This window comes from Singulisphaera sp. GP187, from assembly GCF_900129635.1.
Lineage (GTDB): Bacteria > Planctomycetota > Planctomycetia > Isosphaerales > Isosphaeraceae > Singulisphaera.
Map to the genome: position 1 here is coordinate 410,113 of NZ_FSRB01000003.1, position 21,259 is coordinate 431,371.

A 21,259-nucleotide genomic window follows, 5' to 3' on the forward strand; every position below is an offset into this window, starting at 1 on the left:
AACGTAGCCAGCCTGAGAAGAACGATGCCCAACACAACATCCAAACTGTAGGGGGATTCGATCATCCGCCCCCTGAACCCGCCACGCCGGTCCCCCGGATCGTCTGCCCCCGCGGGTCGAGCATGGCCTCGATCTCCTGGACCGTCGGGTAGTTCCCCTTCTTCTTGAGGGTCTCGGCCGACGCCGAGCCACCGAGGGCCGCCTCGACTTCCTCGGCAGTCTTCCCTACCAAGCTCAGCGCGATCTCACGGACGTTGACCTTGTCATGGTAGGCCTTCTTGGCGATGGCCGAGGCGTTGTCATAGCCGATTCTGGGGGCCAGGGCGGTGCACATCGCCAAGCTCCGTTCGATCTGGTCGCGACATCCTTCCACGTCGGCTTCGATCCGGACCACACCCACGACGCTGCTGCCCGCGAGGAACTTCTCGGCATCGACGCATTTGTCGGCCAGGTGCTCCGCTGCGTTGGCGAGCAAGTCGATCGACTGAAGCAGGTTGTAGGCCAGCACCGGCATCATCACGTTGAGGTCGAAGTTCGAGCCGAGGGCATTGGACCAGGCGATGGTCGCGTCGTTACCGACGACCTGGGCGGTGACCATCATCACGGCCTCGGGAATCACCGGGTTGACCTTGGCGGGCATGATCGAGCTGCCCGGTTGGAGCTCCGGGATCTGGATTTCGCCGATCCCGCACCGGGGACCCGAGGCGAGCCAGCGAATATTATTGGCGATATTGGAGAGGCTGATCGCGACCGTTTTGAGGATCGACGAGACCTCCACGGCGGCGTCGCGGTTTGCCATCGCCTCGAAGGTATTCGCCGCCGGTCGGAACGACAGGCCCGTATCCTGGCTCAGCTTCGCGGCCATCCGTTTCGGGAACTCGGCGTGGGTGTTGATCCCCGTGCCCACCGCGGTCCCGCCGATCGCCAGCTCGACGAGCGATTCGCGACTTCGGTTCAGCCTCAAGAGTCCCTGATAGACCTGCGCGGCGTATCCCGAGAATTCCTGACCGAGCCGGATCGGGACGGCGTCTTGAAGGTGGGTCCGGCCGATCTTCACGACATCGTCGAAGGCGCGAGCTTTTGCCTCGAGTCGTTCGTGAAGGTGGGTCAGCGCGGGGCTGAGGTGCTTCTCGATTGCTTCCAAGGCGGCGATGTGAATCGCCGTGGGAATCACGTCGTTCGACGACTGCCCCATATTGACCGCGTCGTTGGGGTGAACCGGCGACTTGCCTCCCCGAACGCCGCTGTTGAAGAACTCATTGGCGACCCCGGCGATCACCTCGTTCGCGTTCATGTTGGTCGAGGTGCCGCTGCCGGTCTGAAAAATGTCGACGACGAATTGATCGTCGTGCAACCCATCAGCCACGGCTTGGGCGGCCAAGACGATCCGTTCGCCGAGTTCGGCTGGGAGCAGGCGGAGATCCATATTGACCTGGGCCGCGGCTTTTTTGATCAGCCCCAGCGCCCGAATGAACGACCGAGGGAACCGGAGCGGGCTGACCTGAAAGTTCCTTCGGGCCCGTTCGGTCTGGGCTCCATAATAGGCCTCGACCGGAACGTCCATCTGTCCCATCGAATCCTTTTCCACGCGAGTCTTGGCCAAGGCTCTACTCTCCCCCCGTCTTGAGTTGGATCCAACCGATGGGCTTGAGCGCTCACGTCCTCAAGGGCCAGCAGCCTCACACGGAATTTTATGGTAGCAGATTCGCGCACTCCCCGCAGGTCCAGACACCATTCCCACCGGCTGGTCAACCCATCAGTGCTTGATGATCTTCAAGGGCCGTCCGCACGCACAGTGAACGTCCCGGCGTCTGCCCGTTGGAAATGACTACGACGGCCCGCCAGTCGGCGTTCGCCCCAGAACGCGAGACGGCCCGCGCCGGGAATCTTCATTCCCGACGCGGGCCACACGTGGATCGGATCAAACCGCGAGGCCCGTGAGCCGTCGCACGTTCAATTCGCCTTCAAACTCAGCTTCTTCATCACCGATTCCAGGTCACTGGCCATCGTCGGGCTGAGCCGATCGCGGCCGGCGATCGCCTTTTCGAGATAGGTTCCCGCCTGGGTCACACGACGTCGGTCAGACGCAACGAGTTTGCCCATATGATAGTTCAGGACGGGGTGGTCGGGCGACTTGCGAAGTCCCTTGGCGTAGGAATCTTCCGCCTCGCGGGACCGGCCAGTCGCCTCCTGGATCGAGCCAACGGTGTCAAAGAACTCGCCGGGCAAGGTTCCCGGGTCGACCCGTTTGAGGAATCCGTTGGCCAGTTCGAGGGCCTGTGCGCTCCGTCCCAGGTGGGTGTGGAGAATCCAGGCCTTGTTGTTGATCGCCTCAACGGAATTGGCGGCAGACTTCAAGACGAGGTCATATTGCTCGACCGCCTTCTCGAAGTAGGGCTTGGCATCGGCCGAATCCTTGGTCTTTTCGGCGATCGAAAGCAGCAAGTCGCCGTAGTTGAGGTGGACGAGGGGGACGTCGAGCTTCGACGCCGCCTTCTTGGCCCAGGGAAGGGCGGCCGTCAACTGGCCTCCCTTGTGGTAGCCCACAGCGATGGCGAGCAACATGTTCCCCTTCTCGTCGGAGTCGCCAACCTGGGCGGCCACCTTCTCCGCCTCGGCGAGTTCCTCGCTGGTCGCGGGGCGGCCATCCTCCCGCGTTTCGCTGAGCCGCTGAACCAGGAGGGCCAGGCCTGCCGCATCCTCAGGGTTGGCTTCCACGGCCTCCTTCAAGGTCGCAATCGCCTGCTTCCGATCCTTGAGGAGGATCTGGATCTCCGATTTCTCGTGGTAGGCCTCGGCGAACTTGGCATTCTTGCGGATCGCGGCCGTGAGCGCCTCGATAGCTTCGGCGCGGTGGGCGGCCACCTTCGAGTCGGATCCGGGCTGCGCGGCGGTCGCTCGGGCCAGGAGCAGGACGGCGTCGGGCTGGTCGTTGTCAATTTCCAAGACCCGCTTGGCCTGGCTCATCGCTTCGGCGTACTCGTTCAGCTTCAGCTTGGCCTGGCCGAGCAGGAGCTGGACGTCCAACTGCCTCGGGTTCCGTTCGAGGGCTTCGGCGTAGGCCTCGGCTGTCTCCCGAATCCTCCCCTGCGCGGCGTAAATCCTGGCCCGGGTCAGGGGACCGCTCGAGGAGCCCTTGGCGATCTTATCCATCTCGTGGGTGATCGCCGTGGCGCGGGTGAGGTCGCCACGTCGCGCAGCGAGGTCGCATTCCGCCTGGAGGAACGTCAGGTCGGTCGGGAAGCGGGTGCGGAACTCACGGATCATTCCCGCGACCTTCTCATTGAGGGTCTGCTCGACGTCCGGCTTGTTCAGTTGAGACGCTTGGATCGCTTGGAGCCCGACGACTCGGACCAAGTTGGCCGCGACCAGGGAATCCTTCGGGTTATCGTCCAGGAGCTGGCGAAGCACTCGTTCGGCGCCGGTGAAATCATTGTGCTTGCTGTAAATCTCCACGAGCATTCGCCGGAAGACCGGCTTGGGCCCCGCCTCGGCCTTGGCCTCGACGTAAGCGATGGCCGCTTTGTCCCCTTGGGTCGACCGGAGCACCCGGTACTTGGCGTGAACCAGCTCCATTGAGTCGGGCTGTGCGATCAGGCCCGTTTCAATGGTCGCCAGGGCACGGGCCGTGGCGTCTTCCTTGGGGGGGGTTAGGGAATCCACCGCCGCCAGCATGAGATAGAAAACGGCGGGGGGTTTCTCCTTGGTGGTCGCGGCGATCGCCCGCTTGAGCAGCGCGGCAGATTCTTCGAACTTCTTGCCCCGAGCCAGGATGTAGGCCCGAGAAACGACCGCGGGCGGATGGGCCGGGTCGACCTGGATCACGTAATCGAGCTGAGCGAGTGCCGCGGCGTCCTCGTCATGAACCCGATAATAGTTGGCGCCTCGGACCCGTTCGTCGAAGGTCGGCTTGTTCTTCGTGTCGTTCAAGAGCGAGGCGATTTCCCGCTTTGCGGTCGCCCACTCGCCCTTGGCCGAGTACGCCGTGACGAGTTGCCAGCGGTCGGCGCGGCTCAGGCCGCCGAGGTTGTTTTGGCCGTTGCCGCGGAGGACTTCGAGCCGATTGATCGCGCCGTCGGGGTCGCCCGATTCGAGCGCGATCGCTGCCAGGGAAGACTCGGCGGCGGTCAACAGCGAGAGACCGCCGTCCACCTCCTTGGTCGGCTTGGCCCGGGCGATTTCTTCGAGCGATTCGCGCGCTTCCTCGGTGGCTCCGGTGCGGCTATCGAGCTGAGCCTTCCAGAACTGGACGAGCTTGTTGCCCGGATCTTTCTTGAGGGCGGCCTCAAAGTGCGTGACCGCGCCGGTCAGGTCGTTCTCGTCGAGCGAGAGCTGGGCATCGAGAAGGTCGCCGATCGCGGCTTCTTTCCAGCGTGACCGGATCTTGGCGATGGTGGCGGCGACCGCGGCGTGGTCGTGCTTGCGGAGATCGAGCAGGGCGAGCTGAACGAGCGGCCCGGAGTTGTCGCTTCGATCGGCCACGCTCAGCAGGACCTTGCGGGCTTCTTCGGGCTTCTTGAGCGTGTCGGAGAGCAGTTGGGCTCGTGTCAGCGTGATCCCGATGTTGTCGGGGTTGCGGGTGATAAAGTCGGCGAGGACAGCGTCCGCCTCCTCGATCTTTTCCGCTTTCACGAGCATGGCCGCGTCGAGCCCCACCAGCTCATCGCTATCGGGGAATTGCTTCCTCGCCTCGTCGAGGATGGTTCGCGCCTCGGTGTGTTTCCCCTGCTCGTCAAGGATCAGGACCGCGAGGTGCTCGGCGGCCGGTCCCCCCGCGCCCTGCTTCCGAAGGGAATCGATCCGCTTGAGGGCTTCCTCCGTTTTTCCAAGCTGACCCTCGATCTGGGCCAGACGGAGTTGGACGGGAGGCGTAGGCGTCTCGCCCTTGGCGAACGACTTCTCGTATTCCGCGAGAGCGAGCTTGAGGTCCTCGGGACTGCGCCGCGCCTGGTGGACTTCGCCGTTCAACAGGTGGAGCGTCCCCGCGAGCTCGCTCGGCAGACGGCCCTGGGCCACCTGGGCGAGAAGGCTGTCGACGATCGGCGCGGCCTCTTCGGGGTATCCCGCCTGCACGATCGACCAAGCCGCCCAGATCTGATACTGGGGTTCGAGAGTCCCCATTTGCATCGCCCGCTGGAGATATTGCCGGCCAAGGCCGGACTCCAACGAGAGGACCAAGGCGACCCCGTAACGTGCCTGGGCCTCGGCGAACTCAGGAAGCTGAGTCGCCGCGAGCTTCAAATGGTTCAGAGCGCTGGCGCGGAGCTTCAGTTGCGCCGGATTCGGCGCGGTCGGCGGCGTCTTTTTTCGGCCCGTCCCACTCACCCCGGAGTTTTCCAGCTCGATCGAGCCCAGGAAGAGATGCCCCAGCCCCTGGTAAATCGTGGAGGAAGACTCCACGAGCTTGGCGATATGCGGGTTGGCCTTGGTGAAGCGGTCGGCGTCTTCGGCATTGCTCAGAGCCACCTCAACCGCGATGGTGTGCAACCCGAGCACGGTCTCGGCGTTGTTCGGGCGAGCGGCCGACGGCAGTCGGAGGGCTTTCTCAACCAGTGCGAGGCACTGGTCCCGCTTGGCTCGAAACCGCAGATGTTCGGCATAGCTCAGGTAGACCTGAAGCTCCGGCCGGTTGGATTCCTCGAGCGCCTTCTGAAACAGGCTTTCGACGTTTCCATCGATCGCATCGACCAGACTCACCAGCGAGTCCCTCGTTTTCGGCTCCGAGGTGGAAGCGATCCGGAGCAGCGATTTCTGGACCCCTTCCAGAAGAGCGCTGAGCCGAGCGAGCCGGGTCGGCGCCAGGGGCGAGTCCCCGAGCACGGTCTGCACCTCGGCCTGAAGGGCTTTGACCCTCTCGGCCAACGCGTCCAACTCAGTGGGTTCGGTCGTCAAGACATCGAGCTCACGAAGCCGGAGCAAGGCCATCCGATCGACCAGGTCGGCATCGGCGGGAAGGCTCAGCGTTCTCCCCTGCTTCAACGCCTCGGCGACGGCCGCCGAATCGCGGAGCTGCTGGGCGAGCTTGGCCTTGATCCAGGTGATCCGGACCGGCGCAGCCTTGGCGGCAACAAGTGCGTCGAGGTGGCGCTTGACGTCGGGAACCTTGGGCGCCTTATCTTCCAGCTCCTCGGAGGCGAGCATGTAGCGGGCGTCACCGTTGCTCGGTTCCAACCCATGAAGCTCGCCCGCCCAGAGGAGGATGTCGGGCCGGACGCCTCGCTTGACGGCATCGGCCAGCAAAAGCCGGCGCGGTTCCTTCAAGGTCTTGCCGTATCGGGCCGCGGCGATGAGTGACTCGATCCTGCCGTACTGGATCTCCGGCTTCTTCTCTGGCGGCACTTGCTCGGCCCACTCACCATACATCTTGGCGATCTCTTCATGGATCGCGGCGTTCCGCCCATCCTTCTGAAGAGCGCGCTTGTAATGGATCAGGGCCTTCTCGTACTGCTTGGCGGATCGCGCGGCCCTCGCCTGGGGCAAGATATCGCTCGACCCTTGTGGGATGAGGGTGTAGGCAATGGCGACAACGCCAACTATGGCGATCACAAGAAACAGTCCGGAGAGGACCAGGAGGGGTTTCCAGCGGACGGTCATCGGGCTCATCTCCTTCAGCTCATGGTGCCGGACCGCGACGATCGTGGGGACTCCCGAACGCTCGACCATCCGGGTCTGAGGTGCGGACCAAAGGTGCGCGGCGATGGAAAACCAGTCGGAGCAGGGGCGTGGCAGCCTGAAACGTGGTACGCGCTCAGACCGGGATCGGTCTCAACCCGGACCGAGCTCAGCGGACCTGACGCAAGGGAACGGACCCCGTTCCTTCACGCTGCCGAGAAACGAATCATGCCGGAAGCGGGGCGACTCACGAAGGGAGTGCGAATTCTGAGAGGGAGGGGGGAACGGCAATGCCTTCTGCCCTGATACCTCAGCGAGGTCGCAATCCGTTGCAGTTCGTGCACCAACATCCAGGCAAGGTGCCAGGATAGAGACTCCGCTCTGAGACTTCAAGAAAATTCGCCCACTTCCGGCGCGGGCGCGTCACGCTCGAAATCACTTCGTGGCCAGCCCTTTGATTCGAAATCCAGGCGCGGAAACTGACAAGCCTTCCAAAAAAAATGACACGTTCCGCTTGATGACTGGCCCGCCCCGGCCAGGGATCCAAAACGGAACGTGTCGAAGGGGAACCGCGCGTGCTCATCAACCGCCGGAACGTTTTCGACCTGAGTGGCTGAGGATCGCCCACCACGCAGGAGAAGGGGGCCAGGTGGCCCTGGTCCCCGGACCTGACGTTGTTCGCGGCCAAAGCGCCGTCAGCGCCGAGTCGAGGACTCGGGGCGGCGCGCCGCCTCGCGGGTCTCGCGCTCGGCGGTCGTGACACGCAACCCATCATGAGCTGGCGACCAATGCGGCTGCCCCTTAGCAAGCACGAAGTCGTGCCCCCAGCAATGCGGGCAAAGCCCCCGGTCGGCCGTGTCGACATGGCAGTAGCGATCGGGATTCTTCATGAACCGCACGCGACCGGGCTCATCAGCGCAGAGGTAGAGATGACCTTGGTAGAGGACCCCAAAGCGAGCCTCACCCGACTTGGCGGTCCCGCGGTCGACTTGGTGGACCGGGCATCGGCCACTATTGACCGGAATGAACCGTTCCGGCTGCCGCTGGAACGTGCCGCGGGCGATCGGGTCGGCGAAGCGATAGACCCGGCCCTCGTGCTCCAGGCTCACGGCATTCTGTCCCGCCACGAGCCGGTGATCCTGAACCAGACTGACCGGACAATAACCGGCGAGCGCCAAACTCGCCTCGACACGGGCCCCGGGAGGAGCCGGGGCGGCGGCTGTCCGGTTCGCGACCGCTGCGCCTTCCATGCGAACTCGGGCCGATTCGAGGAACGTGTGGAACGTCTCCGGGTCGAGATAACCTTCGTGCTTGGCGACAATCTCACCCGCGGGGGTGACCAGGATCGTTGCGGGAAGTCCGGTCACGCCGAGTCGTGACGCCAACTCTTCATTTGTGTCACTTTGAAATTTGATCGGAACAAAATGTTGACGGGATTGGCTGATGATCTTGGGATGGATAAACGACTCACGATCCATCAAGGTACAAAAATGGCACCAAGAACCTGTAAACTGGATCCAAAGCAATCGTTGCTTGGTCTTGGCTTCGACACTGGCACGTTGAAGGTCGGATCGCCACTCGATCACGCCGGGACCCGCGCCTTCGGCCACTCTCCCATCCAGCCACACCGAACCGAATCCAAGGAGGGCGACAAGGCCCATCCCGATCGACCGGGACTTGCGATGAGTCATAGAGCATCTCCGTCGTTCGACGTCGTGAACTAGAAGCTCAGGGAGCCACAAATGCGTCAATGAATGCGACGCAATCCATCCGTGGAGATGCCACCCGAAATGTGACCAGCGGGCCAAACCATTGGCAGGCAAGGGATCTGCTTGATTCCCGTTTTTACATCGGCCCCTCTCCGCACTGACTTGATCGAAACGAGCGCCCACAGGCTTTGCATCCGGGCGAACTCTCGGGAAGTTCCGGTCCAGCCAATGAGAGGGGTCGCCAGTAATTTAAGACGGAGTGAACCTGGGCGAAACGATGGCGAGTCCACCCGTCATGCCGCTCCAGCCCGTTGTGCCGATTGCGCCGCCGCCGGCTCGTAACATGCAGTGCACAGCCGAGACGAACGAGGGGACGATTTCAGGGTCCACTGGTTCGCGGCCAAGGAGGGCAGTAGGAATGTCGCGTGCGATTGCAGGGGAGGGGAGGGGAGGGGAGGGGAGGGAGAGAACGTCGGGGCGCCGCTTCGTCACGAAGCGGCGCCCTCGAGGTCAATAGAGGCGCGATCGCTTTCCGCGAAGGGCGAGCGGCGGCTGGAGCAGTTCGTTGAGGATAATGGCCTCGCGGAGCTTGGCCGGTGAGCTCAGAAGCACCATGATCTCTTCACTTGAGAGGGCGGCCAGGACGGCCGACTTGGCGGGGGAATGCGGCGTCGCAGCCACCTCCTGGCTTACCGGAGTCGACAGTGGCACCACCATCTTTGTGAGCGGCGTAAGCCCCATTTGCCGGGTCAGTTGCCCGGTCGGTTCTGGGGTCATCGACGCACTCAGGGCGCGTGGGGTCACCAACTCCTGTCGCTTGGCCGGCGTCACCGAAGCGGCTCGTGGCCGAGGAGCTCGTCGCGACCCCGGCCCCGGCTGGGGTCGCGTGCCAGGCGACGAAGGCGAGCGACGTGGTTCCGCATCAATGATGAGAATTTCATCATCGGGCTTCGTCGGGGGTCGACGCCCCTGGCTCGCCAAGGTCGATGCGCTTCCCGACGTCTCGCGTGCGAACGGTTCCGCCCGACGTTCCGGCAGGCGAGCCAACGACGGCGGTCCCCCTGAGCCCGACCCCGGTGGCCTCGGCCCGGGCGGGCCTGGAGGACGACCAGTCCGTGGCGGCAACGGCTGCGCCTCCCTGTTGATCAGAGAGGTCAGCGCCCAGATTGCCAGGAAGGTCAAAGGGACCACGAATTGAAAGAGATTGACACCATTTCCCACCGACTTATCCTCCAATCTCTTGGGTCACCGTCGTCGGCTCTGGTCGAAGCCGTCGCGATCAGCCGCTGGTGACTTCACGCCGCGAGTTACCGGTGCCGCCGATGGCGGACCGCATCTCGGTGTCGGCCTGAATGTTGCGCAGGTGGTAATAGTCGGTGACTCCGAGGTTTCCCTGACGGAACGCCTCGGCGATGGCCAGCGGCACCTCGGCCTCGGCGAGAACGACCTTGGCGCGGTTGGACTGGACCTGCGCGATCATTTCCTGCTCGGAAGCCACGGCGAACGCGCGTCGTTCCTCGGCCTTGGCGCGAGCCACCCGGGTGTCGGCTTCGGCCTGGAGCGCCTGGAGATTGGCTCCGATATTGTCTCCCACGTCGATGTCGGCGATGTCGATCGAGAGGATCTCGTAGGCGGTGCCAGCGTCGAGGCCTTTCTCGAGCACCCGTTTCGAGATCGAGTCCGGCTTCTCCAAAACCTGGTTATGAGTGTCAGCCGAGCCGATCGCGTTGACGATCCCCTCGCCGACCCGAGCGATGATCGTCTCATCGGTGGCACCGCCGACCAGCCGGTCGATGTTGGTCCGGACGGTCACCTTGGCCTTCACTTTGAGTTGAATGCCGTTCTTGGCCACGCCGTCGATCGTGAGCCGGCCCTGCGACGGGTCGGGGCAGGGGATGACCTTGGGATTGACGCTCGTCTGCACGGCCTCGAGCACGTTACGGCCGGCCAGGTCGATCGCGGCAGCGCGTTTGTAGGAGAGGGGGATATCCGCTCGGTTGGCGGCGATCAAGGCGCGCACGACGTTCGGCACATTGCCACCGGCCAGGTAATGGGCCTCGAGGCTCTGGGTGGTCACCCCATCCTTCTCGGCAAGACCCGCCTGATAGGCCATGATCTTCGAGCGAACGATGATGTTGGGGTTCACTTTACGGAACGACATCCCGACCAGTTCGAGGATCCCGACGTTGGCGCCGGTCATCTTCGCCTGAATCCAGAGGTTGAAATATTTCGCGAAAAAGATACATGCCACGAGTGAGAACATCGCGATTGCGATGATCCCGAGCACGACGTAAGTCGACCAGGCAGACATCGGTGCTGGTCCTTGCGCCAACAGGGTGAAGCTCATTCGGAGTCCTCTCGTATAAACGGCCGTTGTCGGGCCGTCGTTGAGCGTCGAAGCCGGGAGTGGCGGAGTGCGATTCGTCGCCGGTTCACGAAACCATTGTTGCCACGACAGGCCGCATCGCACGAATTCAATCAACACAGGTCAGCCGGTTCGGGTGTGGGATCAGGTCGGGCCAGGGCCTCTTCCAAGGTTGGGTCGTGGGCGGTCCGCACGATGAGTTGGCCGCCTCGAACCCGAACGGCCCGGATCAAGGCCCCCGCGGGGATCAGTCCCTCTTCCGACATTCCGTCAAGCCGGCGACCGTCGAAGTCGACCATGCCCGACAGTCGCAACGGGGTCAAGGCGCGACCCAACTGACCGATCAAGTGATCCAGCCTTTGGCTCGAGTGCGACGCCTCAATCTCTTCAGGAGCGGGGGGCTTCAGGAGGACACGCTTAGCCAGCGGAGTGCGCGGCCACAGGTAGACTCCCAAGACGACCGCCATGGGCATCAGTAGGAAATCGGCCAGCAGGAACAGCAATCCCAGGTCGGTCGACTGTTCGAACGCCCTCCAGAGACTCAAGGCCATGCAGCACAATGCCAGCAGCCCGATGATCCCGCCCGAAGGAATGAAGATTTCGGCAATCAACAAGATCAGACCAAACGCAAGCAGAAGAAGCGGCCAAGCCAGCGTGCTCATGACTCCCACACTTTCGCCGGGGGGATTGGGAGACATTCCGTCAAGTTGGACGAGCCATCGTGACTCGATGAGTCTACGCCCCTTCCCTAGTTTAAATCACTCGGAGGACCGAAAGCTAATTCTCTTCCGGAACATTGGCGATTTGTCGTCCGATCGTCCGGGTTCAAGCGCCCAGTCGTTTGACGGTCACCCGAGTCCCGTGGACGTCGATCACTTCGACGAGGCTGTCCGGCTCGATGAAATAGCCGTCGGCGGTCACGTCGAGGAGCAGGTCGCCGAACCGAGCCTTCCCGGACGGGCGGAGCATGGTCGTCGTCCGACCGGACTCGCCGATCAGAAACGCGAGCGATTCGTAGCCTTCGAGCGAGGGCTTGACGATCGCATCATCGAGGCCGGTCCCGGTCCAAGGTTCAGGCTTGAGGACCAGCCGATTGAAAAGGGGGAGTGACGGGAAGTAGCGGGCGATCACCACGGCTCCGGCGCCGACCGCCACCATGGCCACGGTGATTTGGATCAGCGTATAAGCAAGCTCGCGATACTCATATTCTTGCGTGGGCCACACAAACGTGTGACTGGCCATCACGATGCTGGTCAGGATCAGCAAGACCCCGCTCATCCCGAAGACGCCGAAGCCGGGGAAGACGAACAGCTCGAGTGCCAGGCAGACGAGCCCGACGAGGAACAGGATAATTTCGAGCTGGTCGGCGGTTCCGCTGAGGTAATGGCTCCAGAAAAAGAGCAGGAAGGCCAAGGCCGACGTGATCGCCGGGAGGCCAATCCCAGGGAGCTTCAACTCTAAAACCAGCATGAACAGGCCGACGAACAAGAGGATCCAGCTCACGATCGGGTCGGTCAAGACCGTCACCAACGTATCGACCCATGTTGGCCCGTCGACTCGGATCAATTTCCCACGAAGCCCATACAAGGCCAGGAAATCTTCCGGCTCGTTGACCACTTGCCCGAGGCCATACGAAATCGCGTCATCGGCCGTCACCGTCAGGACGTCGCCACGGCTCTTCCGCACGCGCGGGTTCACATAACGCGCCGGGTCGGCCTGGATGTCGGCCGCCACCACCTGGGTCACGGCCCCGGTCTTGGTGTCGGTCGCCTCGATGACCTCCACGTCGGGATCGACCATGGCACGAGCGACGGCGACGGGATGGCCCTTCTGCTCGGCGAGGTTGGCGGCTCGATTGGCGATGGCCTTGATTTGCCCGTCATTCAAGAGGACGACTTGGCCACGACCGACCACGAGTTGGCGGACGTCACCCATCTCCGCCCCTTTTTTGAAGACGATCTCATTGCAGGCAAGTGCCGCCAAGACCGATACCCCGATCGCGCGATCGTTGATGAACGCGACGGTCTTCATGTCCTTGATCCCGGCGATCATGTCCGCAATGGCGTCGGCGGGCATGTCGATGCCCCCTTCGCTGTTGAACTCGAAGAAGACGAGGTTCACCTTCTCTTGCCGAGCCTGTTCGATCCGCCGGGTCAGGTACGACTTTTTGACGATGTCGAGTGGCCCCTCGATCTTGATCCGGACCGGCCGCAGCACTTGCCCCAGCGTCGGGTCGTCGGCCGTGGAGCGGCCCGAGATCTTATAGATCTTCGCGATCTCGATCGGGTTGTCGGCCGTCAACTTGGAGAACCCCTCCTCACGGGCGCGTTGCGCGGTGATGACGCCGCGTTGGCCCCCTTCCCAGGCAGGCAGGTCCTCGAGCACCTGATGCGTTTTCTTGAACTCAGGCAGGTTGTCAGCCATCACATAGTGAATCTGCTTATCCGTAGTCCGGATCGCGCGGAGATCGGCAGTGCGGTCGACCATGCCGAGCAGGAGGTCGTGATCGCGGACCTTGGTGTCGGCAAGGGCCCGGATGCTCCCGATGATATCCCGGCGCGGGGCTTCGTCCTCGGGGGTAATTGGCCCGAGCGTGGCCTGCGACCCCATGACGATCTCATCGCAGGCCAAGGCGGCGAGAACGGCGTACCCCTTCAAAGGTTCGGGGATATAGGCCACCGTGGTCTTGGCCCCGCCCAGATTCTTCATCATGTAATAGGCGAGGTCGTACGAAATCCCGAACTCGCTGCGTCCCGGAGCCGTTTCACCGGGCCGAAACTCAAACACGAGCACCGGTGACTTGCCGTGCACGACCCCCGCGCTGCGATCGACGAATTGCCGGGTCGCCGCGCGGACCTGCTCGAGCGTCGCGTTGGTGATCGGCTCGGTGATCGTGAAAAACTGGCCGGGATTGGAATCGTCGGGCACGCCGGGAGGTTGGGCCTGGACAAGTCCGCCGAGAACCAAGGTCAGAACCGTCAGGAAGAACGCCCAGGAGAGCAGACAACGACCTGAACCACGCGGGCAAATCATGGAAGTCGGACTCCCTCCGAGAATCAGCCGGGGCATCCACCTCGCGACCGAACTCCCCGGAACACCGGGGTGATAGGGTTCCGGCTCAAGCAACCGCCCTCTCCCGCCCGGTCTTGGCGGTGCAGAGGAAGGACGAGGACGGTCGGAAAGACCGGCCACCTCCAACCGATTATATGCCTCTGAAAAATCACCGTCAAACTTACGGTCGTTCCCCGGAGGAGCCAACTCGACAATCGCGCCCAATCCGGGAAAACTCACGCCACCGAGACCACTTGCCCTCACCCTGGTGGATCGACCCCAATAAAACGAAAGGCGAGGCACCATGGCCTCGCCCTCACGCCCACTGCTGATTCGTCGCCGCCGATCGTCCGGCAATCAGCGAACGTTTCCACCCACCGGGCCGCGACGTTGCGGGACCTGGCGGGTATCGCCGGTTCGCGGCACCTGAGCAGGGGTCGGCGCCGCCTGAGCCTCTTCCTTGTTGTACATGATCTTCCAGGGGGGCCCGAGCTTCTGGCCCTGGAAGTTCGCCGCCATAACGGGCGCGTTCGGCTTGATGCCGGAGATCACGAAAAACTTCTTGCCCTTCTTCTCAGGATCGACCAACACGATCTGGGTCGGCAAGAGCATCGTCTTGTCGAGCTCGACCCAGGCGGCGCTGAAGCATTCCTTATCGATCGGGAGTTGTGGCAAGACGTAAATGACGTAGGATTTCGCATCTTCCGTCTGCAGTTTCATCTGATAGCGATTGCGCGCATCGTCCGCCTGGAAATTAAACAGGAACGGCAGCGGCCCTTCTTGGAGGGCGCGTTGACGTTGTTGCACTCCGAGTTCGTGAACGAAAACCTGATGGGTATCGCTGCGATATTGCCAGACTTCCTTGCCCGTGCAAATGATCCGCTCATGCGGGACGAGTTTCTTCGGCTTCCCCTCCGAGACGACCACCTTCTGGAAGTCGAGCCAAGCCTGGTTTGGGCTCTTGAACATGGCCCGCCCCTCGTATTCTTCGTCGTCCCACTTGGCGGACTTGTCGACCCGGCGAATATTGACGTCCAGGCTCCGAAGTTGGGTGCTCTGCTTCGCCCACTTGTTGAGGAGCAATCGCATCTGCGCCCCGTCCGGGTCGATCACGGGTGCCGCGGCCTTGGCGGCGGCTGGTGCCGCGGCCTTGGTTGTGGGTGGGGCCGCGGCCCGCGCGGGTGGTTGCTGCGCCAATGTCGGGCTTGCCGATATCGCCCAGCACACCACGGCCAGAGACAAGACCATCCTTATGGACCATCGCATGGGCAACCCTCCTCCGTGGGACTGGCCTTAACCTCTTGTTTTCGCCGGAGTGCGCTCGACACCGGCGCGGCAAACCTATCAGAGATCGACGAACCCCGCCAGACCAGCCCTTGCGACACCCCTTCAAGCCGGATCCCGTCGCCTCGTCCGCCGTGAAATCGGGCACTCATGCCAGAATTCCGGCGGTCAGCCCCCACCCTCCCGCTCGTGATCACCGAGACCCGACCGCTTCGGTCGAAACGCGTCAGCTTTCAAATGCGCCGCGGAACGCGATTTGCGGATCAAAGTCAATCCGAGGCGTTTCACTCGATCCGTGACATCATCGATCCGACGGGAGAGCCGTCGATCTCAAAAAAAATCAGGAGCCTTCGATGAGCCTGGAACCGATTCGTGAGATTGCTCCCCCCGCCTGGCCCTTGCCCTTGATCGGCCTGCCACCACGGGGTCCGCGTCGAGTCGCTTGACGATTCCGGGTTCCGGCCGGAGAATGATCGAGACGCCGTTCCCGCGCCCATCGTGGACGAGGGACGGCATCGCTGGATCCACGGCCTTGTGAGCCCCAGGAACGTCACGATGGCGTCCCTCGACCGACCCAAGCTCCGGCCCCTCTCTGCCCAACGCTTCGAGCACCAGGGGCAAACCTACGCGGCGATCGCCGACCCGCTCGGTGTGTTTCTCGAACCCGTCTTGATTCCGATCGACGGCTATCAGTGGGTGGTCCGCCACTTCGATGGTGAAACCTTACTGAGCGAGATTCAGGCCCGAGTGCTCCGCGAGACCGGCCAACTGATCACCCTGGCGCAGCTCGAGGAATTGGTCGACCAGCTTGATCGCGCCATGGTCCTCGACGGTCCGACGTTCGCCGCCTACCACGAGTCGTACCGCCGCGCGCCGGTGCGGCCGGCGGCTATGGCCGGACGATCGTACGCGGGAACCGAGCGCGCGTTGCGAGCGCAGCTCGCACGCTTTTTCTGCCATGCCGACGGCTCGGGCGTGCCACAACTCCAGACGCCGACCATTCCGTCCCGGCTTCGCGGCGTGCTCAGTCCGCATATCGACTTTCAGCGCGGCGGTCCGGTCTATACCTGGTCTTACAAGGAGCTGGTCGAACGCTCCGACGCCGACACGTTCGTCATCCTGGGCGTCGCCCACCAATATTGCCGCAATCGATTCGCATTGACCCGCAAGGACTTTGAAACGCCGCTCGGCCGCGTCCGGACCAACGGCGATTATGTCGATCGAATCGCCGCACTGGCCGGGCACGACCTGTTCGAGGACGAACTCTCGCATCGGACCGAGCATTCGATCGAGTTCCAGGTGGTCTTTCTCCAGTACCTCCTGGGGGGCATCCGCGACTTCTCGATCGTGCCGATCCTGGTCGGCTCGTTCCACGACTTGATGGACGCGGGGACCGACCCGATCGAATCCGACGACGTGCGGCGGTTCGTCGAATCCCTTCGTGCCGCGGAAGCGGCCCACGGCAGGAAGGTCGCGTACATCGGCGGGATCGACCTTTGCCACGTCGGGCCTGAGTTCGGCGACCCCGATCTGCTCGACCCCGAAATCCTTGCCGAGGTGCGCTCGTTCGACACGTCGATGCTCGATCGCGCAGTCGCGCGTGATCCGGCGGGCTGGTTCGGGACGGCCGCCGAGATCGGCAATCGCTGGCGGGTCTGCGGACTGGCCGCGGCCTACACCATGCTCCACGCGATGGGACCGGCGCGAGGCACGCTCCTCAAATACGACCAGGCCGTCGATGAGGGACGCACCTGTTGCGTCAGTTTCGCCAGCCTTGCGTTTGACGCCCATGACGAGCCCAGCCCTTCAGCCGAGGTCCGAACCTGTGCCTGACAGCCCCGCTCCGGTCGTCGAGTCGCCCGAAAGCTCGCCCCGGCCGCCTTGCCCGGCACCGGCCGATTTTCGGGCGGAAGTTGCCACCTACGACCGGCTGGCCGAACACGCGATCTGGAACGGCCCGCGCTACCGACTGCGCTATCGGGTGCTCGGCCAGGGTCCCCCTTTAATCCTCGTCCCCGGCATCGCCGCAACCTATCGCGGTTATGCGCTGATGCTCAACCGGCTTTCGAGCCAGTTCCGGACAGTGATTTTCGACTACCCGGGGGACCACCCCGACGACGGGGCCAAGCTGGGGCGGATCACCCACGACCACCTCGTCGACGACCTCTTCGGTCTGATCGAGCACCTCAATATCGGCCGCGCCTTCTTGACGGGCTTGTCGTTCGGTTCCACGGTCGTGTTCCGGGCGCTCTACCGCGAGCCCAGACGATTCCCCAAGGCGGTCGTCCAGGGGGCGTTCGCGCACCGTCGCTTCAGTCGGGCCGAGCGGCTGGCGCTCTCGCTCGGTCGCCACCTGCCGGGACAGAGCGCGCGGCTGCCCTGGCGCGAGCAAGTGCTCGCCTACAACAGCAAGAGCCACTTCCCTTCGATTATTGAAGACCGCTGGCCCTACTATCTCGAGCAAAACGGTCTGACTCCGATTGCCGCGCTGGCCCATCGACTCGACCTGGTCGCGCGGCTCGACCTCCGGCCGATCCTTCCCGAGATTCGCAACCCGGTCCTTTTGCTTCAGGGCAACGAGGACCGAATCGTGGTGCGCCGCTACTTCGACGAACTGAACGCCGCCTTGCCGGCCGCCGAGGGGGTGATCATGCCCCTGGTCGGCCACCAACCGCACTACACCCACGCCGAAGCGCTGGCGCAGGTGACCGCCGACTGGCTGCTGCCTTGCGCCCCCGAAGGATGCCCTAACGAGCCCAGGCCGGCCGCGGGAGCGTGAGACTCGGCCTCGATCGGGCCGCGATCGCTCGCCATTGGTTTCGTGGCTCCGGACGCGGATCGTGGCTCGATCTATCCTGACAAGTCTCTCCGGTTTACAATCAGACTCGCTCGGCGGCGTGGCGTCCGTCGCGAATCGCCGCAACCTTCAGTGAGGATGTCCACCTTGGCCGAATCGCGCTCGAAATTGGTGATTGTGGGGATCGGCGACGACGGCCTGGCCGGGATGACCGAGTCGGCGCGGCGGATCGTGGCCGAGGCCGAGGTGATCCTGGGCGCTCCGGCGATGCTCGTGCTCCTCGACGGGCTGAGCGGCCGGAAAGAAGCGCTCGAACCCGACATGCCCGCGGCGCTCCGGCAAGTGCGCGAGGCGCTCGCGTCGCAACGCGCCGTGCTGGTGAGCGGTGGCGATCCGCTCTTCTATGGCGTGGCGCGATACTTGTGCGATCGCCTGGGCAAGGATCAGTTCGAGGTCATTCCCCACGTCAGCAGCATGCAGCTCGCCTTCGCGCGGGTCAAGGAGAGCTGGGAGGACGCCTACCTGACCAGCCTTGCCGGCCGACCGCTCGAGGCCATCGTCGATCGGATCCGGACGGCCGAGAAAGTCGGCCTCTTCTCGAGCGACGAGCACCCGCCGAACCGGCTGGCCCGGGCGCTTCTCGATCGTGGGATCGACTACTTCCGGGCCTACGTCTGCGAAAACCTCGGCTCGCCCGACGAGCGAGTGACCCAGGCGGAGCTGTCCGACCTGGCCAGCATGGACTTTGACCCGCTCAACGTTCTGATCCTGATCCGGAAGCCGAATCGTCCCGACCAGGCCAACCGCGCGGGCCGCCACCGCCTGTTCGGCAACGCCGATGACGTGTTCGCCCAGACGCTCCCCAAGCGCGGCCTGATCACGCAATCCGAGGTCCGGTCGATCGCCCTGGCTCAACTCGATATCCGGCCGACCAGCGTGGTCTGGGACATCGGCGCCGGTTCCGGCTCGGTGGCCATCGAGGCGGCCCAGCTGGCCTACCAAGGGATGGTCTACGCGGTCGAGCCCGAGCCGGCCGACGTGGCCTTGATCGAGGCCAATGCCGAGTCGTTCGGGGTCCCCAACGTGCGGCCGGTCCAGGGACGCGCTCCGGAAGTGCTCGCGAGCCTCCCCGATCCCGACGCCATTTTCGTCGGCGGCACCGGCCGACAGGTTGTGCTGGTCCTCCGGTCGGCCTACGCGCGGCTTTGCCCGGGGGGACGAATGGCCGTCAACGTCGTCACGATCGATGGGCTGGCCACCGCGCTCGAGACGCTCAAACAATTGACCCCGGAAGTCCAGGTCTGGAACATCTCGATCGCACGCGGGATCGAGCAGATGGACCGCGTGCGCTTCGAGGCGATCAACCCCACGTTTCTCCTCGCCGTCACCAAGACGCACGACGGGAGCGACTGAAACTTTGGCGATTCCGATCCCTCGGTTGTGAGAAGCCAAGGGCGGCAGGTATACTGGTGAAAAGGGACATAACCATGGTCGCTACCGAAGCGCGGCCGCACGAGGAACGGGCAGCATGGCCGAGGCCGTCGACACGGAGTTGGATCTGATCGCTGTCGGCGCACACCCCGACGATGTCGAGATCGCATGCGGTGGGACGTTGGCACGCCTGGTTCGGAAGGGGTACAACGTCGGGATCGTCGACCTCACGGACGGCGAGCCGACCCCGCTTTCTGCCGGCCCTGACATCCGACTCGCCGAAGCCGAGCGGGCTGCCAAAATTCTCGGCGTCCAGGTCCGAATCAACCTGAACCTGCCCAACCGTCGGCTCTTCGATAACTTCGAGTCACGGGTGGCCCTGGCCAAGGTGTTCCGAAAATACCGGCCCAAGGTGGTGCTCGGCTTCGGCGGCAAGACCGTGCTGGCCTCGCCCGACCATTACCAGGCCATGCTGATCACCGACGCGGCCGTCTTCTACAGCCGCCTCACGAAATGGGACGAACATTTCGACGGTCTGCCGGTGCACACGATCTCGAATCAGTTGAGCTTCCCGATCGCGATCCACGGGTTAGACTTACCCGAAGCCTCGGGATACATAGTGGCCGATATTGGCAGCACCTTGGACGTGAAGATCGAGGCGGTTCGCGCTTATGCCACCCAGTTTCCCGCAAATAAGGCGGGGATCTTCGGTGCCGTCGAAACGATGAACCGCTACCACGGGTTGACGGCCGGTTTCGAGGCGGGAGAGCTGTTCATGACTTATCGCTCGGTGGGGATCGACGACCTGATGCGCTGGGCCAGTCCGACCCACGCCCGATCGTAGAACCGCCGAAGTCGAAACAGTGGGCTCCGATCCAGACACGATGCGCTCGTTTGCTCGGTGAAAGAAGGCGGTTGAGGTGAGTTGGTATTCGCGGTTCCTTTCATGGCTGAGGAAACTGATGAACGACTTCACGGGGAAGTCTTCGGAAACTCGTGCCCAGAACGACCCGGAGGCCACCGCCGACCTCCCCATGTCCTCGCCGCTGACCGTCCGTTCCAGTGGCCTCAAGCTCCTCGTCGGGGTGGTTTCCACGGTAGGCCGCTACCGCGAGCACAACGAAGACAACTACTTCGTTCCCGGCCGTAAGTCGGTCCGGTTTGATGCTCCGTCACCCCCGGAAGGGAGCGGCGAGACGGTCTTGTCGTCACTCGATCCCGCGTCCAACGTGCTGTTCATCGTCGCGGACGGCATGGGGGGGCAGCAGGCGGGCGAGCAGGCGAGCAAGATGGCCGTCGAGCTCATCCCCCGCGCCGTCTCACGACGGCTCGGATCGGAGGAGTCGGACCCCAAAGTGGTCCAGGGGCTGATTCGAGATTCGGTGGCCGACGCCAACCAGGAGATCCTCGGCTGCTCGGGGGCCGTGGCCGAGTTCTCGAACATGGGGACGACCGTCGTCCTCGCCCTCTTCCGTCACGACCGTGTGTTCGTCGCCGGCATTGGCGACTCGAGGGCGTACCGGCTGCGGAGCGGCCAGTTCGAACAACTCACCGAAGACCATTCCCTGGCCGACGCCCTGAGCCGCGCGGGCACGATCACCAAGGAAGAAGTCGCCAATCATAAGTTCAAGAACGTGCTCTACCTCTACCTCGGCAGCAAAGACGCCCGAGGGGGGCCCGAAGAAGTCCGAGTCCTCGACGTCCAGCCGGGCGACCGATTTCTGCTCGCGACCGACGGCCTGACGGGGGTGGTTCAGGATGAGGAATTGGCTCGCGTGCTCCAGTCGTGCGACGACCCGCAGAAAGCCGCGCGAATCCTGATCGACCAGGCTCTGGCCAACGACTCGAAGGACAATATCACCAGTTTGGTCATCCACGTGGTGAACGAGGCCGCACGCGCCAACGTGTAACGATGGCATTCGTCGTCCCGGTCCATTCCCTCACCACACCGAAGCTTAGCGATCGTCGTGATCCGCACCGGCCCTGGCGCCGGCATGAGGGGACCATCCC

The 21,259-nt window shown here is 63.5% G+C and carries 14 protein-coding genes; 6 read left to right on the forward strand and 8 right to left on the reverse strand.

Annotation, left to right across the window (positions count from 1 at the left end):
* Positions 1 to 61 precede the first annotated feature (61 nt).
* From BUS42_RS37700 to BUS42_RS37715, 4 genes are all read right to left on the reverse strand, one after another.
* Positions 62 to 1,603, reverse strand: a complete 1,542-nt coding sequence (locus tag BUS42_RS37700) for a class II fumarate hydratase (protein WP_074316396.1) — start codon at positions 1,601 to 1,603, stop codon at positions 62 to 64.
* A 350-nt stretch (positions 1,604 to 1,953) separates the two neighbouring features.
* The gene (locus tag BUS42_RS37705) at positions 1,954 to 6,594 is read right to left on the reverse strand and encodes a tetratricopeptide repeat protein (protein ID WP_074317514.1); all 4,641 of its coding nucleotides are present in this window, start codon (positions 6,592 to 6,594) and stop codon (positions 1,954 to 1,956) included.
* Positions 6,595 to 7,307: 713 nt separating this feature from the next.
* Entirely contained in the window at positions 7,308 to 8,303 is a 996-nt protein-coding gene (locus BUS42_RS37710; protein ID WP_074316398.1) for a thioredoxin family protein, read from the reverse strand.
* 528 nt (positions 8,304 to 8,831) lie between these two features.
* Positions 8,832 to 9,152, reverse strand: a complete 321-nt coding sequence (locus BUS42_RS37715) for a hypothetical protein (protein ID WP_074316400.1) — start codon at positions 9,150 to 9,152, stop codon at positions 8,832 to 8,834.
* A gap of 94 nt (positions 9,153 to 9,246) precedes the next feature.
* Here BUS42_RS37715 and BUS42_RS37720 point away from each other — a divergent pair, with 94 nt between their 5' ends.
* On the forward strand, positions 9,247 to 9,519 hold the full coding sequence (locus tag BUS42_RS37720) for a hypothetical protein (protein ID WP_074316402.1): 273 nt from the start codon (positions 9,247 to 9,249) through the stop codon (positions 9,517 to 9,519).
* An 81-nt stretch (positions 9,520 to 9,600) separates the two neighbouring features.
* On the opposite strand, the gene floA is transcribed toward BUS42_RS37720, so the two are convergent.
* The 4 genes from floA to BUS42_RS37740 all read right to left on the reverse strand — a co-directional run bounded on the left by floA (position 9,601) and on the right by BUS42_RS37740 (position 15,003).
* Positions 9,601 to 10,632, reverse strand: coding sequence for a flotillin-like protein FloA (gene floA / locus BUS42_RS37725; protein WP_015244973.1), 1,032 nt, complete (start codon positions 10,630 to 10,632; stop codon positions 9,601 to 9,603).
* Positions 10,633 to 10,799: 167 nt separating this feature from the next.
* A complete protein-coding gene (locus BUS42_RS37730; RefSeq protein WP_074316404.1) occupies positions 10,800 to 11,348 on the reverse strand; it encodes an NfeD family protein in 549 nt (182 codons plus the stop codon).
* Positions 11,349 to 11,511: 163 nt separating this feature from the next.
* The gene (locus BUS42_RS37735; protein ID WP_074316406.1) at positions 11,512 to 13,719 is read right to left on the reverse strand and encodes an NfeD family protein; all 2,208 of its coding nucleotides are present in this window, start codon (positions 13,717 to 13,719) and stop codon (positions 11,512 to 11,514) included.
* Between the two features lie 375 nt (positions 13,720 to 14,094).
* The gene (locus BUS42_RS37740) at positions 14,095 to 15,003 is read right to left on the reverse strand and encodes an outer-membrane lipoprotein carrier protein LolA (protein ID WP_074316408.1); all 909 of its coding nucleotides are present in this window, start codon (positions 15,001 to 15,003) and stop codon (positions 14,095 to 14,097) included.
* A 573-nt stretch (positions 15,004 to 15,576) separates the two neighbouring features.
* Between BUS42_RS37740 and amrB the strand changes: the two genes are divergently transcribed.
* The 5 genes from amrB to BUS42_RS37770 all read left to right on the forward strand — a co-directional run bounded on the left by amrB (position 15,577) and on the right by BUS42_RS37770 (position 21,159).
* Complete coding sequence (gene amrB / locus BUS42_RS37750; RefSeq protein WP_074317516.1) at positions 15,577 to 16,854, forward strand: AmmeMemoRadiSam system protein B; 1,278 nt, start codon at positions 15,577 to 15,579, stop codon at positions 16,852 to 16,854.
* Complete coding sequence (locus BUS42_RS37755; RefSeq protein WP_074316413.1) at positions 16,847 to 17,800, forward strand: alpha/beta fold hydrolase; 954 nt, start codon at positions 16,847 to 16,849, stop codon at positions 17,798 to 17,800. The genes amrB and BUS42_RS37755 overlap by 8 nt, the downstream gene beginning before the upstream one ends.
* A 156-nt stretch (positions 17,801 to 17,956) precedes the next feature.
* Positions 17,957 to 19,231, forward strand: a complete 1,275-nt coding sequence (gene cbiE, locus BUS42_RS37760) for a precorrin-6y C5,15-methyltransferase (decarboxylating) subunit CbiE (RefSeq protein ID WP_074316415.1) — start codon at positions 17,957 to 17,959, stop codon at positions 19,229 to 19,231.
* 115 nt (positions 19,232 to 19,346) lie between these two features.
* A complete protein-coding gene (locus tag BUS42_RS37765) occupies positions 19,347 to 20,093 on the forward strand; it encodes a PIG-L family deacetylase (RefSeq protein WP_074316418.1) in 747 nt (248 codons plus the stop codon).
* Positions 20,094 to 20,211: 118 nt separating this feature from the next.
* Entirely contained in the window at positions 20,212 to 21,159 is a 948-nt protein-coding gene (locus BUS42_RS37770) for a PP2C family protein-serine/threonine phosphatase (RefSeq protein ID WP_074316421.1), read from the forward strand.
* Positions 21,160 to 21,259 lie beyond the last annotated feature (100 nt).

Excerpts from the sequence above, each read along its gene's own strand:
- BUS42_RS37710 (WP_074316398.1), bottom strand. The coding sequence starts at position 8,303 with ATGACTCATCGCAAGTCCCGGTCGATCGGGATGGGCCTTGTCGCCCTC.
- BUS42_RS37705 (WP_074317514.1), bottom strand. The coding sequence starts at position 6,594 with ATGACCGTCCGCTGGAAACCCCTCCTGGTCCTCTCCGGACTGTTTCTT.
- BUS42_RS37770 (WP_074316421.1), top strand. The coding sequence starts at position 20,212 with ATGAACGACTTCACGGGGAAGTCTTCGGAAACTCGTGCCCAGAACGAC.
- amrB (WP_074317516.1), top strand. The coding sequence starts at position 15,577 with ATGGCGTCCCTCGACCGACCCAAGCTCCGGCCCCTCTCTGCCCAACGC.
- floA (WP_015244973.1), bottom strand. The coding sequence starts at position 10,632 with ATGTCTGCCTGGTCGACTTACGTCGTGCTCGGGATCATCGCAATCGCG.
- BUS42_RS37735 (WP_074316406.1), bottom strand. The coding sequence starts at position 13,719 with ATGATTTGCCCGCGTGGTTCAGGTCGTTGTCTGCTCTCCTGGGCGTTC.
- BUS42_RS37730 (WP_074316404.1), bottom strand. The coding sequence starts at position 11,348 with ATGAGCACGCTGGCTTGGCCGCTTCTTCTGCTTGCGTTTGGTCTGATC.
- cbiE (WP_074316415.1), top strand. The coding sequence starts at position 17,957 with ATGTCCACCTTGGCCGAATCGCGCTCGAAATTGGTGATTGTGGGGATC.
- BUS42_RS37720 (WP_074316402.1), top strand. The coding sequence starts at position 9,247 with ATGATGAGAATTTCATCATCGGGCTTCGTCGGGGGTCGACGCCCCTGG.
- BUS42_RS37740 (WP_074316408.1), bottom strand. The coding sequence starts at position 15,003 with ATGCGATGGTCCATAAGGATGGTCTTGTCTCTGGCCGTGGTGTGCTGG.
- BUS42_RS37765 (WP_074316418.1), top strand. The coding sequence starts at position 19,347 with ATGGCCGAGGCCGTCGACACGGAGTTGGATCTGATCGCTGTCGGCGCA.